This is a genomic window from Cupriavidus sp. 10L43_2, from assembly GCF_056395265.1.
The window spans coordinates 481895-496154 of the sequence record NZ_JBFTJE010000001.1; the positions used below are offsets into that span (position 1 = coordinate 481895).

The 14260-nt window shown below is 68.3% G+C and carries 12 protein-coding genes; 5 read left to right on the plus strand and 7 right to left on the minus strand.

The genetic code is table 11. The features are described 5' to 3' along the window. Nucleotides 1-26 precede the first annotated feature (26 nt). The gene (locus AC1DEL_RS02105; protein ID WP_477125029.1) at nucleotides 27-1241 is read right to left on the minus strand and encodes a CaiB/BaiF CoA transferase family protein; all 1215 of its coding nucleotides are present in this window, start codon (nucleotides 1239-1241) and stop codon (nucleotides 27-29) included. Nucleotides 1242-1334: 93 nt separating this feature from the next. Between AC1DEL_RS02105 and AC1DEL_RS02110 the strand changes: the two genes are divergently transcribed. Beyond that, nucleotides 1335-2234 (plus strand): LysR family transcriptional regulator, encoded by a 900-nt coding sequence (locus tag AC1DEL_RS02110; RefSeq protein ID WP_092293549.1) that lies wholly within the window; start codon nucleotides 1335-1337, stop codon nucleotides 2232-2234. Here the strand turns inward: AC1DEL_RS02110 and AC1DEL_RS02115 are convergent. The 3 genes from AC1DEL_RS02115 to AC1DEL_RS02125 form a co-directional block, all read right to left on the minus strand. Further along, on the minus strand, nucleotides 2231-2878 hold the full coding sequence (locus tag AC1DEL_RS02115) for a response regulator (protein ID WP_477113600.1): 648 nt from the start codon (nucleotides 2876-2878) through the stop codon (nucleotides 2231-2233). The genes AC1DEL_RS02110 and AC1DEL_RS02115 overlap by 4 nt on opposite strands. Nucleotides 2879-2956: 78 nt before the next feature. Further along, a complete protein-coding gene (locus tag AC1DEL_RS02120; RefSeq protein WP_477125028.1) occupies nucleotides 2957-3898 on the minus strand; it encodes a hypothetical protein in 942 nt (313 codons plus the stop codon). Between the two features lie 143 nt (nucleotides 3899-4041). After that, nucleotides 4042-7014: an autotransporter outer membrane beta-barrel domain-containing protein gene (locus AC1DEL_RS02125; protein WP_477125027.1), complete on the minus strand. Its 2973-nt coding sequence runs from the start codon at nucleotides 7012-7014 to the stop codon at nucleotides 4042-4044. 566 nt (nucleotides 7015-7580) lie between these two features. On the opposite strand from AC1DEL_RS02125, the gene AC1DEL_RS02130 reads away from it, so the two are divergent. Beyond that, on the plus strand, nucleotides 7581-7784 hold the full coding sequence (locus tag AC1DEL_RS02130) for a hypothetical protein (protein WP_255370771.1): 204 nt from the start codon (nucleotides 7581-7583) through the stop codon (nucleotides 7782-7784). A gap of 30 nt (nucleotides 7785-7814) precedes the next feature. Here AC1DEL_RS02130 and paoC read toward each other — a convergent pair whose 3' ends face one another. The 3 genes from paoC to paoA are packed head-to-tail and all read right to left on the minus strand — an operon-like array spanning nucleotide 7815 to nucleotide 11648. Next, a complete protein-coding gene (paoC, locus tag AC1DEL_RS02135; RefSeq protein ID WP_441644958.1) occupies nucleotides 7815-10022 on the minus strand; it encodes an aldehyde oxidoreductase molybdenum-binding subunit PaoC in 2208 nt (735 codons plus the stop codon). A gap of 16 nt (nucleotides 10023-10038) precedes the next feature. Further along, on the minus strand, nucleotides 10039-10989 hold the full coding sequence (locus AC1DEL_RS02140; protein ID WP_092293539.1) for an FAD binding domain-containing protein: 951 nt from the start codon (nucleotides 10987-10989) through the stop codon (nucleotides 10039-10041). Beyond that, nucleotides 10986-11648, minus strand: a complete 663-nt coding sequence (paoA, locus tag AC1DEL_RS02145) for an aldehyde dehydrogenase iron-sulfur subunit PaoA (RefSeq protein ID WP_092293538.1) — start codon at nucleotides 11646-11648, stop codon at nucleotides 10986-10988. Before paoA ends, AC1DEL_RS02140 begins: the two co-directional genes overlap by 4 nt. A gap of 267 nt (nucleotides 11649-11915) precedes the next feature. Here paoA and AC1DEL_RS02150 point away from each other — a divergent pair, with 267 nt between their 5' ends. The 3 genes from AC1DEL_RS02150 to AC1DEL_RS02160 are packed head-to-tail and all read left to right on the plus strand — an operon-like array spanning nucleotide 11916 to nucleotide 14203. Then, entirely contained in the window at nucleotides 11916-13049 is a 1134-nt protein-coding gene (locus AC1DEL_RS02150) for a cytochrome P450 (RefSeq protein ID WP_477125026.1), read from the plus strand. A gap of 17 nt (nucleotides 13050-13066) precedes the next feature. Beyond that, nucleotides 13067-13441, plus strand: coding sequence for an antibiotic biosynthesis monooxygenase family protein (locus AC1DEL_RS02155; protein WP_092293536.1), 375 nt, complete (start codon nucleotides 13067-13069; stop codon nucleotides 13439-13441). Nucleotides 13442-13453: 12 nt separating this feature from the next. Next, a complete protein-coding gene (locus AC1DEL_RS02160; RefSeq protein ID WP_369823406.1) occupies nucleotides 13454-14203 on the plus strand; it encodes a sulfite exporter TauE/SafE family protein in 750 nt (249 codons plus the stop codon). The last annotated feature ends 57 nt before the right edge of the window (nucleotides 14204-14260 follow it).

Sequence of the window (14260 nt, forward strand, 5' to 3'; positions counted from 1 at the left end):
TCCAGTTTTGAATCGAAATATCGGGATCAGATCACGCCTCGGGATCGCAGGCCCGCGATAGCGTTGTCGTCGAGTTGTAGCACTTCCTTGAAGATTTCCGTGGTGTGCTCGCCCATATGGGGCGGCGGGCGCCGCACGGGCAGGCGTTGGCCATCCATCGCATAGGGCGGGGCCAGCACGGCCTGCGCGCCGGCCTCGGTGTCGTGGAAATGGTGCAGCAGCCCCGCGTCGGCGGTGCGTTGGGACTGTAGCGCGTCGAGCATGCCCAGCACCTCGCCGCACGGAATCTGCGCGGCGGTCAGCCGTTGCAGCAATTCGGCCCGGGTGAAGCGCCGCAGGGTCTCGCGCAGTGCGGCCAGTAGGGTGTCGCGATGGGCCGAGCGCGTCGTGTTCGTCGCAAATCGCGGATCTTCCGCCCATTCGGGACGACCGATGACTTCGCGGCAGAATCGCTGGAACTGGCCGTTGTTACCCACGGTGATCACGAGCGGGCCGTCGGCGGCCTCGAAGACGCCGTAAGGAACGATGGACGGATGGGCGTTGCCGAACTTCGGCGGATCGCCGGCCTTGAGCAGCGCTTCCATGCCGTAGTACGACGTGATCATCAGCCCGCAGTCATAGAGGGCCATCTGCACATGGCGTCCGCGTCCGGTGGTGTGGCGCGCGAACAGCGCCGCCAGGATCGCCTGCCCGGCGTACATGCCGGTGAACATGTCCACGGCCGCGACGCCAAACTTCAGCGGACCTTGCCCGGCCTCGCCGTTGGTGGCCATTACGCCGGCTTCGCCCTGCACCACAAGATCGTAGCCGGGCCGCTCGGCCTCCGGCGTGAAGCGCGCGTAGCCGGAGATCGAGCAATAGACGAGGCCCGGATTGTCCGCGCTGAGCTGTTCGTAGCCAAGGCCCAGCTTTTCGGCGCCACCGACCTTGAAGTTCTGGATCACCACGTCGCTGCGCGCGGCCAGCTGGCGCGCCAGCTGCACGCCCTCTTCGCTCTGCAAGTCCAGGGTGACCGAGCGCTTGTTGCGGTTGGCGCTATTGAAATAGGAGGTATTGCGCGTGCCGATCCGCACGCCCCAGTCGCGGGTGTCGTCGCCGCGCGCGGGGTGCTCGACCTTGATGACATCGGCGCCGAGGTCTGCCAGCGCCATCGCACACATCGGCCCGGCCAGTACGCGCGAGAGGTCAAGGATGCGCACGCCTGCCAACGGCAACGGCGCGGCCTGATTCTGTAATTCCATTGTCTGTGTCTCCTGTCAGCGCATTGTCTATATGTTCCGTATGCTTGACAATTGCTACCAATCCGCAACGCATATGACTACGGAAAGTTGACAATGGACCTGAACGGGCTGTCCCTGCTCGTGGACATCATCGAGGCCGGCAATCTCAGCCGCGCCGCGGCGCAGCTCGGCATGAGCCGCGCCAACGTCAGCAAGCGCCTCAACCACTTCGAGCGGCAGATTGGCGCGGAATTGCTGCGACGCAGCACGCGGCAGCTGGAACCGACGGAACTCGGCTGGCAGTTGTATGAGCATGCCCGGGCCATCCGCCACGAAGTAATGGCGGCGCAGGAGTCGGTCCAGAGTCTGGGGAAGCGGTTGAGCGGCACGGTCCGGCTCAGCGTGCCGAGCGGCTTCGGCCAGCACACCATGTCCGCGTGGTTCATCGCGTTCATGAACCTGTATCCGGCCATCACGCTGAACGTGGTGTTCGACAACGACATCGACGACCTGATCAAGGGCGCGGTGGACTTCTCCGTCCGCGTGATGGGCGACGCGCCCACCAACGCCGTGGCCTGCAGCCTGGGCGACGTCGAATATGTGGCCTGCGCGACGCCGGATCTGGTGCGCACCTACGGCATGCCGCAGACCCTCGAGCAATTCAAGGACCTGCCGCTGATCACCTCGGAACTGACGGGCCAGAAGCTGCACGCGGCGGGGAGGCCGGGCCCGGCAAGCCGGCAGCTCGACATTCGGCCCAGGCTAATGTCGGCGAACTTCTTCTTCCTGCGCGATGCCATCCTCCAGGGGCTGGGGGTGGGACTGGTGCCGCACTACATGGTGGATCAGGACCTCGCCACGGGGGCGCTGCTGCGCCTGCCGCTGCCGCCGGAGGATTTATCTTTCCTCCGGACCACCATGTACCTGCTCTACATGCCGGCGCGCTACCAGACGCGCGCCGTGGCCACGCTGATCGCGTTCCTGCAGGAACGCGCGGCAGGGCGCGGCGCCTAGATCACACCGTGTTCGTAGGCGTAGCGGATCAGGTCGGTGTTCTTCTTGACCCCGAGCTTGTCCATGGCCGTGGATTTCTGCGATGAGACGGTGCTGATCGACCGCCCGACCCGGGTGGCGATCTCCTGTAACTGCAAGCCCTGGACGTAGAGGCGCACCACTTCCGTCTCGCGCAGGGTCAGGTCGTGGACTGCCTTCTTCATGGCGCCGGAGGCGTTCAGCAGCGTGCGGATGGTCGAGGAATAGAAGCACTCGTCCGTGGTGGTCACGTGCACGCAGGCCTGGACCACCTCGTCGAGTTCATCCTGCTTGCTGACGAACGCGCGCACGCCGAGGTGCATGGCACGGGCCACGATGCCCGGGTTCATCTGGCCGCTGATCACCACGATGCGGGCGTCGGGATGGCGCGCGATGAGCTGCCGCAGCAGGTTGAAGCCGTCGACACTGCGGTCTGCCTGCCCCATGGCGAAGTCTGTCACGATGATGTCGACTTCGGCATCGGCCAGCGCGTGGATCAACGCGCCGCCGTTTGCGCATGCGCAGATCACCTCGAACCCAGGCGTGGCGGCGAGGCAGTCATGCAATGCCTTGAGGATGAGAGGGTGGTCGTCTGCGACGGCGATGCGATTGGCCATCAAGGTCATAACGTTGTCTCCGAACAGGTCATGCTGGCGTGGTCAAGGCCCCGCCGGCGCGTGGCGGCCGGCGGGTGAGGGGGAGAGCTATCGGGGACGATTGGCGCGCAGGCTGGCCTGCTGCGCCGCGAGGGCCGTGCACAATGCCTGGTACTCGGGCAGGAGGCGGACCATCTGCATGACGAACTGTTCGCAGCGCTGCGAGGGCACCGGGGAGGCCGCCGTGCACAGCACCGCGGCCGGATGCGCCAGCGCCGGATGGACGGCCAGCCAGCGCGGCGTGGCGGCATAGCCGCGCAGGCGCAGCAGCATCAGCAGTTCCACCGGCACGGCCTGTTCGATGGGCTGGTCGAAGTCCGCGAGTGCCGTGGGCGAATGGCCGTGGCTTTGCGCGAGATGGCGGTCGGCCAGTTGCAGCGCCAGTTCCACGAACGCGGTTTCGTTGTCGCGCCAGTGCAAGGCCATATCGGCAAGCGGCGATTCCGTGGGGCGGAACGCGGCCCCGGGCACCTCGACATCGAGCGCCTGCCCGGCCACCCGGATGATCATGCCGGTGACGCCGCTCAGCGTGGGCTGGTAGAGATTGTCGAGTTCGGAGTGCTCGCCAAACCATTCCCGTAGCGCGAACGCCGCCAGATCGCGCCAGTCGAGCGCAAGCAGCATCGCCACCTGGAGCGCCAGATCGGACAGATCGGTCTTGTTATAGTGGGTGCCGTACCAGTGCTTGCGGTGCACGACCATGGCGTGCGAGCCGGCCAGGCTTTCGAGCACGCCGGACCGCAGGCTGGCCGTATTCGGCGCGGGCGCACCGCGCGCGGTGGCATTGATGGCCTGCCATTGGCGAACCCGGCCCAGTCGGTACATCGCCCGCGCCACGCGCGATAGCGATACGGTGGCCGGTGCTTCGAAGAACTCGGCCATGGTCTTGCAGTACCGATTCCTGAGCAGGGCAGCCTCCATCTCGGCGGGATGGGTGCCGAGGTGGCTCGGATGGTCTGTCTCAACCTCCAGCGGAATATTTGTTTGCATATGCGATCTGTGTGAACACCGTTGGCCTACGTTAGCCGCTTAGCCGTGATGTCACCATCGCTGTTTCCTGAAAATGCAATCTCTCTGCTGTCAGGCCACCCCCTTCGTCGACATCGATTTGAATAATCTGCGAGTCGCTGGACCTACCAGTGATAGGAGAAGCCCACCGCGCCGCCATGCGTGCTGCCGTGGGTGCCGAGTTCGCCGTCGTAGCGAATGGACAATCGGCTACGCGGCGTGGGACTGACGCTCATGCCCAGCCGCAGTTGAGCGGCATTGCGGTTCTGGCCGCTGCCGTGCACCGTGAAGTCGGTGGCGGGGGCGCCGGCGTAGCGCGCGTTGATGGCCAGCGTGTTCGTGCCGAAGGTGTGGACCCAGGCCGCCGCGGCGTCGATACGCCACGCGCCGCCCGGTCCGTCGAACAGATGGCGCCACTCGGTGCCGAGCAGCGACCGGACCGAATGCGTCGTGCGCGAAGGCAGCACAAGGTTGACGCTGTCCGCCCCGGATTCCACCGTGCCGGACAACTTCACAGACTGCAACTCCGCGCCGGCAAACGGTGACAGCACGCCGGGCAGGGCCAGCGGCAGGTCCACGCCGGTGCGCAGGGCGGTGAAGAACTGATTGCCGTGCGCGCCGCCCGTGGCCGTACGGGGCACCTCGGTGAACGTGATGTCGCGACGCATATCGTCGATATTGCGCGCGTAGCCCAGTGCCTGCCGGAACCAGTAGCGGCCTGCCGTGTAGCGGCCATAGAGCACGGCCTGATAGCTGTCGAACTGGCCGTGCACCGGCAGGCCGTGGGTGAAGGTATTGCCGTGGAGGTAGCCGAATGCCATCCCGCCGGTGAACGCCGGCGTCCATTGATAGTCGACCCCGGCCATGACGCCCGCCAGGTTGATGTCCTGCGACAGCCACGTGTCATACCCGCCGATGCGGCCGGTGTTGCCCAGCACTGTGGCCCATGCGCAGAAGCGCCCCGCCGGTACCGCGCCGGTGCAGGTGTTGTCCGCAAGCCGGGTGTCGATGGCGTTCATGCCCGCCCGCGCCGCCGCGTAGTGGGCGTTCGGCAGCGCGGCGTAGGCTTCCGCGCTCAACTGGTCGATCGCCGCGTAGGCTCCTGCACCTTCCTGATTGAACAGTTCGAGCGCCACCGACAGGAAGTCCCGGCTCGGCGCGTTGTTGGTGCCTGCGGCGAAGGCGTCGCGGTCCAGGGCAGTTTCCACGGCGATCTCGTTCGGTGTACCGCCGGCCAGGGCGAAGCCGCGTGCGACCACGAGGTAGGCATTCCCGGCATCGTAGGCCAGGGACGGCGTGGCGAACGGATTGAGCGTGGTCACGCCCGCGAACGTGCCGGTCAGCCCGCCCGAGGCCGACAGGATGCGGTACGTATCGGCAGGACGCAGCGACAGCGCGCGCAGACGGGCCTGCACCATGCCGCCGGCCAGCGCGGCGCGGCCGGTGACGTCGATCAGGTCGTTGCTGGTGGGCGAGACATCCACCTGATACACGGCGCCGGCCGCGTGGCTGTAGCTGCCCACGACAGACAGCGTGCCGACCGACAGCGGCGCCCTCGGCGTAGTCGGCAAGACGGTGTTCCCGGGCGCGACGATGCCCTGCACGCTGACGGCGCCCTGTACCGTGCCCGTGCCGGCCAGCGCCGCGCCGGGCGACACCGCCACGGCCGGGCTGGCGAGCGTGCCGTTCACGCGCAGGGTGCCGGTCTCGACCGTGGCCGATGTCCCGATCTCCGCGGTGCCGTCGAGCAACCAGTCCGTGCCGCGCATATAAAAATTGGGGAAGCTATAGGCGCGGCCGGGCAGGCTGCCGCTGCCCTGCAGAATCAGGGCGTTGCCGGCGCCGTTGCCACCGTCGAGTTCGCCCGATAAGGCGCTGCCGGTATCGAGCGTCAACGTGCTATTTGCCCCGGTGAACTGCACGGCGACGCCGCTGCCGCTCAGCGTGCCCGCGTTGACGATGGCGACGTTGGCGCCCGCCACGATGGCCGGCCCCTGGCTGCCGGCAATCGTCGCCCCCGGCTGGTTGACCACGCTGGCGGGACCATCCGCGCCACCAATCCGGATGGCCGGGACGCCCGCGCCGCTGGCCGTGATCGTGCCGGCATTGACGATCTGGCTCCCGCCGTTGAGGGTGATGGCGCTGGTTGTCGGCGACTGGAGCACTCCGCCCCTCGCCACTTCTATATAGAGGCCGGTGACGCCGGGCTGGGCGGTCAGGCTGCCGGTGAGCTGCCCGGCCACCACGAAGCCGCCGCCGCCGACCTGCCACGCCTGCTCGTCGAGGTTCGCGCCCGTCAGTGTCCAGATGCTGGTGCCCTGTTTCTGGAGGACGCCGAAGTTCCGATACTGCGCGGCGGGGCCGAGCGCGGAGAGGTCGAAGCTGCCAGCGTCGGCGCCGCCGAGCACCAGCATGTTGCCGGCGCTGCCCGCCGCGCCACCGTCCACGACGCCGGTGATCCGCGAGGTGCCGCTGATCTCGAGCCGGTCGTCCGCCGGGCCGAAGGCGATGGCCACGCCGCTGCGCCCGTTGATCGTGCCGCTGTTGACGATGGAGGCCGGCGCGCTGGGGCCCGAGTGCAGGTCGATGGCTGCGCCCTCGTCCGACGCAATCAAGCCGGCGTTGTCGAGGGTGAGGGCAGGCGTGGCCAGGATGCCGTGCGCATGCCCGACGATGCGGCCCGTCGCCAGATTGACCACGGTGCCGCTCTCGGCGAAATGGATGGCGGCCTGCGTGCTGGAGTAGTCGAACACATCGCCGGCGATGTCGCCGGCATTGATCACGATGCTGCCGGACTGCCCGAGGTAGATGCCGTCGAGCTTGCCGGCGATCACCGCGCCGGCGTGGTTCACCACGGTGCCGCCAGCGAACATCGCCACCGCGGTGGTGCCGGGGCTCGCCAGCACGCCGAAGTTGGTCAAGGTGCCCAGGGGGAGGTGCACCGCGTTGTAGCCGCCATAGACGGTGCCGTTGTTGGTCAGTGCCCAGCCGGAGCTGCCCGATGCGTCGATGGCAACGGCGCCGTTCCCACGCGTGTCGATGATCGCGCCGGGTACCACGACGAACGGGTTGTCGGCGCGGCTCAGTTTGTAGCCCACCTCCGAACTCGTCAGGTCAGTCGCATGAAGGGGCCGGAAGGCGGTGGCGAACAACAGGAGTACAGCGATGCGAACTCGGGACGGAACGGGCATCGGCAATTTCCCATGGATCGGAAACTGAATCCAATATGTTTGATAATGGGTGATATTGGATTATCAGAGGATTATCGGGTGGATTTGAAGGGCAGTGTATGTGATGCGAAGGGGTTGGGAAAGTGGATTAATGTCAGGGCGGGGGATTTATTTTCCTGCGGAGTCTGATATTTATTTTCCCGATCGACATAACGCAATCTCGCGATTGTCATTTATTATCCATGTGCCGGTCGACCATGCAAGAAATACAGAGCCAGCAGGCTTGACAGCGAAAGGGGCTGCTCACTCCCAGCGCAATGCCGGATTACCCGGGGAGCGCTCCCAACATATATGTAACAGCGCTGGAATTCTGGGTGGCTCGCCCTAGGGTATTAGGATGGGCACTGCCCTTCTCATTTTGCATCCTTAGCCACAGGGGATTACGAATGGCCATCCAGTCACTCGCATCTCATAGCACGGCGCAATTACGAAGAATGATTGGCCACTTGCAGACGGAACTGGACGCCCTGGAGCGTCTGTCTTCACTGGATACCGAGGTGCAGGCGCGCCTTGGCTACGCCTGCACGCGGCTGCGGGAGGGGCTCGAAGCGGTGGAGGACGCACAGCGCTCGCTGCGATCGCTGCAGGAAGTGCGGCCTTCGGCACTGCGCAATGCCCGTCCGTCGCGCAAGGCCTGACGGACGGGTGGACGGGCATATGGCGACGAATCAGGCCATCGCCGGCATCCCCGCCAGGAGTTTGTCCAGCGTGATCGGGTAGTCGCGCACCCGCACGCCGGTGGCGTGGTAGATGGCATTGGCCACCGCCGCGCCCACCCCGCAAATGCCGAGTTCTCCCACGCCCTTCGCTTTCATCGGCGAGGAAATGGGATCCACCTCGTCCAGGAAAATCACGTCCTGGTGGGGAATATCGGCGTGCACGGGCACCTCGTAGCCGGCGAGGTCGTGATTGACGAAAAAGCCCACGCGCTTGTCGATGGCAAGTTCCTCCATCAAGGCGGCGCCCACGCCCATCGTCATGGCGCCGATCACCTGGCTGCGTGCCGACTTCGGATTCAGGATCCGCCCCGCCGCGCAGACGGCCAGCATGCGGCGCACGCGGATCTCGGCGGTTGCCATGTCCACGCCCACCTCGACGAAATGCGCGCCGAAGGTCGATTGCTGGTACTTCTTGTCGAGATCGCCGAATTCCAGGGTGTCCTCGGCGGTCACGCCGTCCCCCGCCGCCTGTGCCAGCGGCACGCTGCGGCCCCCGGCGCGAATCTGGCCACCCTCGAACACCGCGTCCGTGCCGCTCAGGCCGGCACGCTCGGCCAGCAGTTGGCGCAGCTTCACGCAGGCGGCATAGACGCCTGACGTCGAACTGTTGGCGCCCCACTGCCCGCCGGACCCCGCCGACACCGGGAACGACGAATCGCCCAGCCGCACCACCACCTGTTCGATCGGCACGCCCAGCATCTCGGCCGCCGTCTGGGCGATGACCGTATAGCTGCCCGTGCCGATATCGGTCATATCGGTCTCCACGATGACCCGGCCGCCCTTGTCCACCCCCACGCGCGCGCCGGACTTCATGACGAGGTTGTTCCGGAAGGCCGACGCCACGCCCATGCCGACCAGCCATTGCCCCGCCTTGGTCGCACCGGGTTTGGGATTGCGCGCCTGCCAGCCGAAGCGCTCGGCGCCCAGCCGCAGGCATTGGACGAACTGCCGCTGCGAGAACGGCCGCGCCGGCTTCTCCGGATCGACCTGCGTGTCGTTGAGGATGCGGAACTGCACGGGGTCGATGCCGGCCTTCTCGGCGATCTCGTCGATGGCGATCTCCAGCGCCATCATGCCCGGCGCCTCGCCCGGCGCGCGCATGGCGTTGCCTTCGGGCAGGTCCAGCGTGGCCAGTCGCAGCGCGGTCATCCGGTTGGCGCCGGCGTAGAGCAGGCGCGTCTGCTGCACGGCGGTCTCGGGCCCGCCGCCGGGCAGGTCGCCCGACCAGCTTTCATGGGCGATGGCCGTGATCTTGCCGTCCCGCGTGGTGCCGATGCGGATGCGCTGGATCGTCGCTGGCCGGTGCGTGGTGTTGTTGAACATCAGGGGCCGCGTCAGCGCCACCTTCACGGGCCGCTTGGCCGCGCGCGCGCCCAGCGCCGCGAGCAGCGCCTCGGCCCGCACGAACAGCTTGCCGCCGAAGCCACCGCCGATATAGGGCGAGATCACGCGCACGTTCTCCTTGGGGATGCCGAGCGTGGCCGCCAGGTCTTCGCGGCCCCAGGCGATCATCTGGTTGGCCGTCCACAACGTGAGCTTGTCGCCGTTCCAGGCGGCGATGGAGGCGTGCGGCTCCATCATCGCGTGCGACTGGTCGGGCGTGGTGTAGGTGGCGTCCAGCTGCACCGGCGCTGCCGCAAAGCTGCCGGCGAAGTCGCCGACGGCCGTCTCCGGCTTGCCCGAAAAGTCATCGCCCTTCGGCGCGACGGCCGTATCGCGCGCGGCGGCCAGGTCGAACGCGCCTTTCTCGGCGGTATAGCGCACGCGGATCATCTGCGCCGCCGCGCGGGCCTGCTCGAAGGTCTCCGCTACCACCAGCGCCACGGCCTGGTGATAGTGCTGGATCTCCGGGCCGCCGAGCAGCTTCGCGGTATTGCGCTGGCCCTTGCCGAGCTTGCCGGCATTCGCGGCTGTGACGATGGCCAGCACGCCGGGCGCGCGACGCGCGGTGGCGGTGTCCATCGACACGATGCGGCCGCGTCCGATGCCGGCGCCCAGCACATAGCCATAGGCCTGGTTGCGCGCCACGTCGTGCCGCTCGTAGGCGTAGGGCGCCGTGCCGGTGGCCTTGTGGGGACCGTCGATACGGTCCGTGGGTTTGCCGACCACGCGAAGCTGGTCGATCGGATTGGTGGTGGCGGGGGTGTCGAATTTCATCGTCCGTCTCCTCCGGTCAGGTGCGGGCCTGCGCCAGCACGGCGGCGAGGGTGCGCTGGAACAGCGGCACCTTGAAGGCGTTGTCGTGGGTGGGCCGGGCGTCCGCGAACAGGCGCTGGGTCACGGCCTGGGCGCCGCGCGGCAACTCGGTCTCGGCGGCTTCCAGGCGCCACGGCCGGTGCGCCACGCCGCCCACGGCCACGCGGCCGGTGCCGTCGCGCTGCACGATGGCGGCCACGGACACCAGCGCGAACGCGTACGAGGCCCGGTCGCGCACCTTCCGGTACAACTGCGCGCCGCCGATGGGCGGGGGCAGCGTCACGGCGGTGATCAGCTCGCCCGGCTCCAGCGCGGTCTCGATATGCGGCGTGTTGCCCGGCAGCTTGTGGAAATCGAGGATCGGGATGACGCGCACGGCGCCCTTCGGGTTGACAGTCTCCACCGAGGCGTCGAGCACGCGCATCGCCACGGCCATGTCGCTCGGATGCGTGGCGATGCACGCATTGCTGGCGCCGATGACCGCATGCTGCCGCGTCACGCCGCCGATGGCCGCGCAGCCGCTGCCCGGCACGCGCTTGTTGCAGGGCTGGTCGGTATCGTAGAAATAGGGGCAGCGCGTGCGTTGCAGCAGGTTGCCCGCCGTGGTGGCGCGGTTGCGCAGCTGCCCGGAGGCGCCGGCCAGCAGCGCGCGCGCCAGCACGCCGTAGTCGCGCCGCACGCGCGGGTCGGCGGCGAGGTCGGTGTTGCGGACCAGCGCGCCGATGCGCAGCCCGCCCTGGGAGGTGGCCTCGATCTTGTCCAGCGCCAGGCCGTTCACGTCGATCAGGTGCAGCGGGGTCTCGATGCCGAGTTTCATCAGATCGAGCAGATTGGTGCCGCCCGCGATGAAGCGGCTGCCCGGGATGCGCGTGGCGGACGCGGCGGCCTGCGCCGGCGACTGGGCGCGTTCGTAGGTAAAGGGGATCATGCTTTTCTCCCGGCGACGTCGCCGATGGCGTCGAGGATGTTGGAATAGGCGCCGCAGCGGCAGATGTTGCCGCTCATCCGCTCGCGGATCTCCTCGGCGCTCAGGGGCGGGCGCGCGTTGAGGTCGGCGCTGACGTGGCTCGGGATGCCGGCCTGGATCTCGTCGAGCACGGCCACGGCGGAACAGATCTGGCCGGGCGTGCAGTAGCCGCACTGGTAGCCGTCATGCTTCACGAAGGCCACCTGCATCGGATGCATGCGCTCGGGCGTGCCCAGACCCTCGATCGTCGTGATCTTGGCCTCGTGGTGCATCACGGCGAGCGTCAGGCAGGAGTTCAGCCGGCGCCCATCGACGATGACCGTGCACGCGCCGCACTGGCCGTGGTCGCAGCCTTTCTTGGTGCCGGTCAGGTGCAGGTGTTCGCGCAGGGCGTCCAGCAGCGTGGTGCGGGTGTCGAGGTCGAGGTCGCGCCGCTGGCCGTTGACGATCAGCGACACCTTGTGGGAGATGGGCGGGCGCGTGGTGGCGGGGGAGGGCGCGGCGGCGGGCTGGCCGGTGGCGGCGCCCGGCACGGCGGCGGCGGTCACCGTGACCGCGCTCGCCTTGAGCAGTTCGCGCCGCGATAGCTTGAGAGGCTGATGGTCGCGGAAGTCTTCCATGGGGGGGTCCTTGTTATCGTCCGTGGGCGGGGACGCCAGAAATTGCAATGTGGCGACGGTTGCGCGCAGTTATTACACGGCGCGGGCCGGCCGAGCGGGGCGGCTGCCAGTGCGGGCAGAGCGGCGCACAAAACATGCCCGAGCCCGCCCGCGCCCGCCTGCGCCCTCGCCCGGCCTGCCCGCCGGCATTCGACGTTTCACGTCGCCATGAAGCATCGGCGGCACGGCGTGACGCACACTGCATCCATTCGCCACGGAGCCGCCCCCATGTACGTTGCCGATCCGATTGCCGCCGTCACCGATCCCGACCCCTATCCGTACTACCGGCACCTGGCCGCCACGCGGCCGTTCCACCACGATGCCGGGCTGGGCCTGTGGGTGGCCGCCAGCGCCGACGCGGCCGCCGAGGTCCTCGCCCATCCCGACTGCCGGGTCCGCCCGGTGGCCCAGCCGGTGCCGCCCGCGCTGGCCGGCACCCCGGCGGGCGCCCTGTTCGGCCGGCTGGTGCGCATGACTGACGGCGCGCCCCATGCGGCGCTCAAGGCCGTGGTCATGCGGGCGATGGCCGGCATCGACCTTCCGGATGCCCGCACCCGCGCCCGCGCGCTGGCCGCCCACCTGCCGCGCGCGGAGGCGGACGACGCCCACGAGGCCAATCGCTGGATGTTCACGCTGCCCGTGCTCTGCGTGGCGGACCTGCTCGGGCTGCCGCTGGAGCGGGACGAAGCCGGCCATGTGTCCACGCGGGTGGCTGGCTTCGTGGCGACGTTCGCCGCGGCCATGTCACCGCTCGCCCGGCCCGCCGATGTGGAGGCGGGCGCCGTGGCCGCGCAATGGCTGACGCGCTGGGCGGGGGAGCATGCCGCCCCCGGCGGCTTGCTCGCGGCGATGTCGCAGGCCGCTATCGACACCGCTATCGACGCCGATATCGACCCCGCCACGCTGCTGGCCAACGCCATCGGCCTGATGATCCAGGCGTGCGAGGCCACGGCCGGGCTGGTTGGGAATACGCTGGTGCGGCTGGGGCGGTTGGGCGAAGCATCGGGCGATCTGGACGAACTTGTCGCGGACGTCGCCTGTACCGATCCGCCGGTGCAGAACACGCGCCGCTTCCTGGCGGCGGACGCCACGCTCTGCGGCGAATCCCTGAAGGCTGGCGATGCCGTGCTGGTGCTGCTGGCCGCCGCATCGCACGACCCGGCGGGGGCGCGCCCCGACCGCCCCTGGACCTTCGGCACCGGCCGCCACGGCTGCCCCGGCGACGCGCTGGCGCGTCTTCTAGCAGCAACCACCGTCGACAGCCTGCTCCAGCGCGATGTCGACCCGCGCCGCCTGCTGGCCGGCTTGCGCTATCGTCCGTCCGTGAACGCCCGCATTCCGCTGTTCACACCATCCCACTAATAAATAGAGGAGCCCCCATGATTGCCGTGATTTTCGAAGTCGAACCCGCGCCGGGCCGCCAGGACGCCTATCTCGACATCGCCGCCCACCTGAAGCCGACGCTTGAGGCCATCGATGGCTTTATCTCGGTGGAGCGCTTCCAGAGCCTGACCACGCCGGGCAAGCTGCTGTCCCTCTCGTTCTTCCGCGACGAAGCGGCGGTCATGGCATGGCGCAACACGCTAGACCACCGCCAGGCGCAGGCGGCCGGGCGCGGCGGCGTGTTCGCCAACTACCGGCTGCGCGTGGCCCAGGTGCTGCGCGACTACGGGCTGAACGAGCGCGACGAGGCGCCGGCGGACAGCCGGGCGGTCCACGCCGAGGTGCCCACCGGCATGCCCGCCCCCCGGTGAAGGAGTTTGTCGATGTTCCACGTAGGTCCTGAATTCGCGTTTATCGGCCTGACCTTCCTGCTGGCCGGCTTCGTCAAGGGCGTGGTGGGCCTTGGCCTGCCGACCGTGGCGGTGGGCCTGCTCGGGCTGGTCATGCCGCCCGTGCAGGCCGCCGCGCTGCTGGTGGCGCCGTCCATGGTGACCAACGTCGTGCAGCTGTTCAGCGGCCCGCGCTTCGGTCAGCTGCTGCTGCGGCTGTGGCCGATGCTGGTCACCATCTGCGCCGGCACGTGGCTTTGCGCCGCGCTGGTGCCGGCCAGGATGATGGACCACGCCACCAACGCGCTCGGCGTGGCGCTGATCGTCTATGCCGTGATGGGCCTCGCCGCCGTGCGGCTGGTCGTGCCGCCCCGGGCGGAACGCTGGATGGCGCCGCTGGCCGGGCTGGTTACGGGGGCGATCACCGCCGTGACCGGGGTCTTCGTCATTCCCGCCGTGCCTTACCTGCAGGGGCTCGGCCTCGACAAGGAGAGCATGGTGCAGGCGCTGGGGCTGTCGTTCACGGTCTCGACCATCGCGCTGGCGGTGAGCCTGGCGCTGGGCGGCGCGCTGCTCCATACGCCGGTGCTCGGGGCCTCGCTGCTGGCGCTGGTGCCCGCGCTGGGCGGGATGTTCCTCGGCCAGTGGCTGCGGCACCGGATCAGCGCGGAGCGCTTCCGGCGCCTGTTCTTCTGCGGATTGCTGTTGCTGGGGGCGGATCTGGCCCTGCGCGGCATCGTCTGACCGGACATGGCATGAAAACCTGACACAATCGCCCCCGATACTGGTGCAGGATCGCAG

What these genes read in the sequence shown, in the direction of transcription:
- AC1DEL_RS02105 (WP_477125029.1), bottom strand. Translation starts at nt 1,241, where the DNA reads ATGGAATTACAGAATCAGGCCGCGCCGTTGCCGTTGGCAGGCGTGCGC.
- AC1DEL_RS02110 (WP_092293549.1), top strand. Translation starts at nt 1,335, where the DNA reads ATGGACCTGAACGGGCTGTCCCTGCTCGTGGACATCATCGAGGCCGGC.
- AC1DEL_RS02115 (WP_477113600.1), bottom strand. Translation starts at nt 2,878, where the DNA reads ATGACCTTGATGGCCAATCGCATCGCCGTCGCAGACGACCACCCTCTC.
- AC1DEL_RS02120 (WP_477125028.1), bottom strand. Translation starts at nt 3,898, where the DNA reads ATGCAAACAAATATTCCGCTGGAGGTTGAGACAGACCATCCGAGCCAC.
- AC1DEL_RS02130 (WP_255370771.1), top strand. Translation starts at nt 7,581, where the DNA reads ATGATTGGCCACTTGCAGACGGAACTGGACGCCCTGGAGCGTCTGTCT.
- paoC (WP_441644958.1), bottom strand. Translation starts at nt 10,022, where the DNA reads ATGAAATTCGACACCCCCGCCACCACCAATCCGATCGACCAGCTTCGC.
- AC1DEL_RS02140 (WP_092293539.1), bottom strand. Translation starts at nt 10,989, where the DNA reads ATGATCCCCTTTACCTACGAACGCGCCCAGTCGCCGGCGCAGGCCGCC.
- paoA (WP_092293538.1), bottom strand. Translation starts at nt 11,648, where the DNA reads ATGGAAGACTTCCGCGACCATCAGCCTCTCAAGCTATCGCGGCGCGAA.
- AC1DEL_RS02150 (WP_477125026.1), top strand. Translation starts at nt 11,916, where the DNA reads ATGTACGTTGCCGATCCGATTGCCGCCGTCACCGATCCCGACCCCTAT.
- AC1DEL_RS02155 (WP_092293536.1), top strand. Translation starts at nt 13,067, where the DNA reads ATGATTGCCGTGATTTTCGAAGTCGAACCCGCGCCGGGCCGCCAGGAC.
- AC1DEL_RS02160 (WP_369823406.1), top strand. Translation starts at nt 13,454, where the DNA reads ATGTTCCACGTAGGTCCTGAATTCGCGTTTATCGGCCTGACCTTCCTG.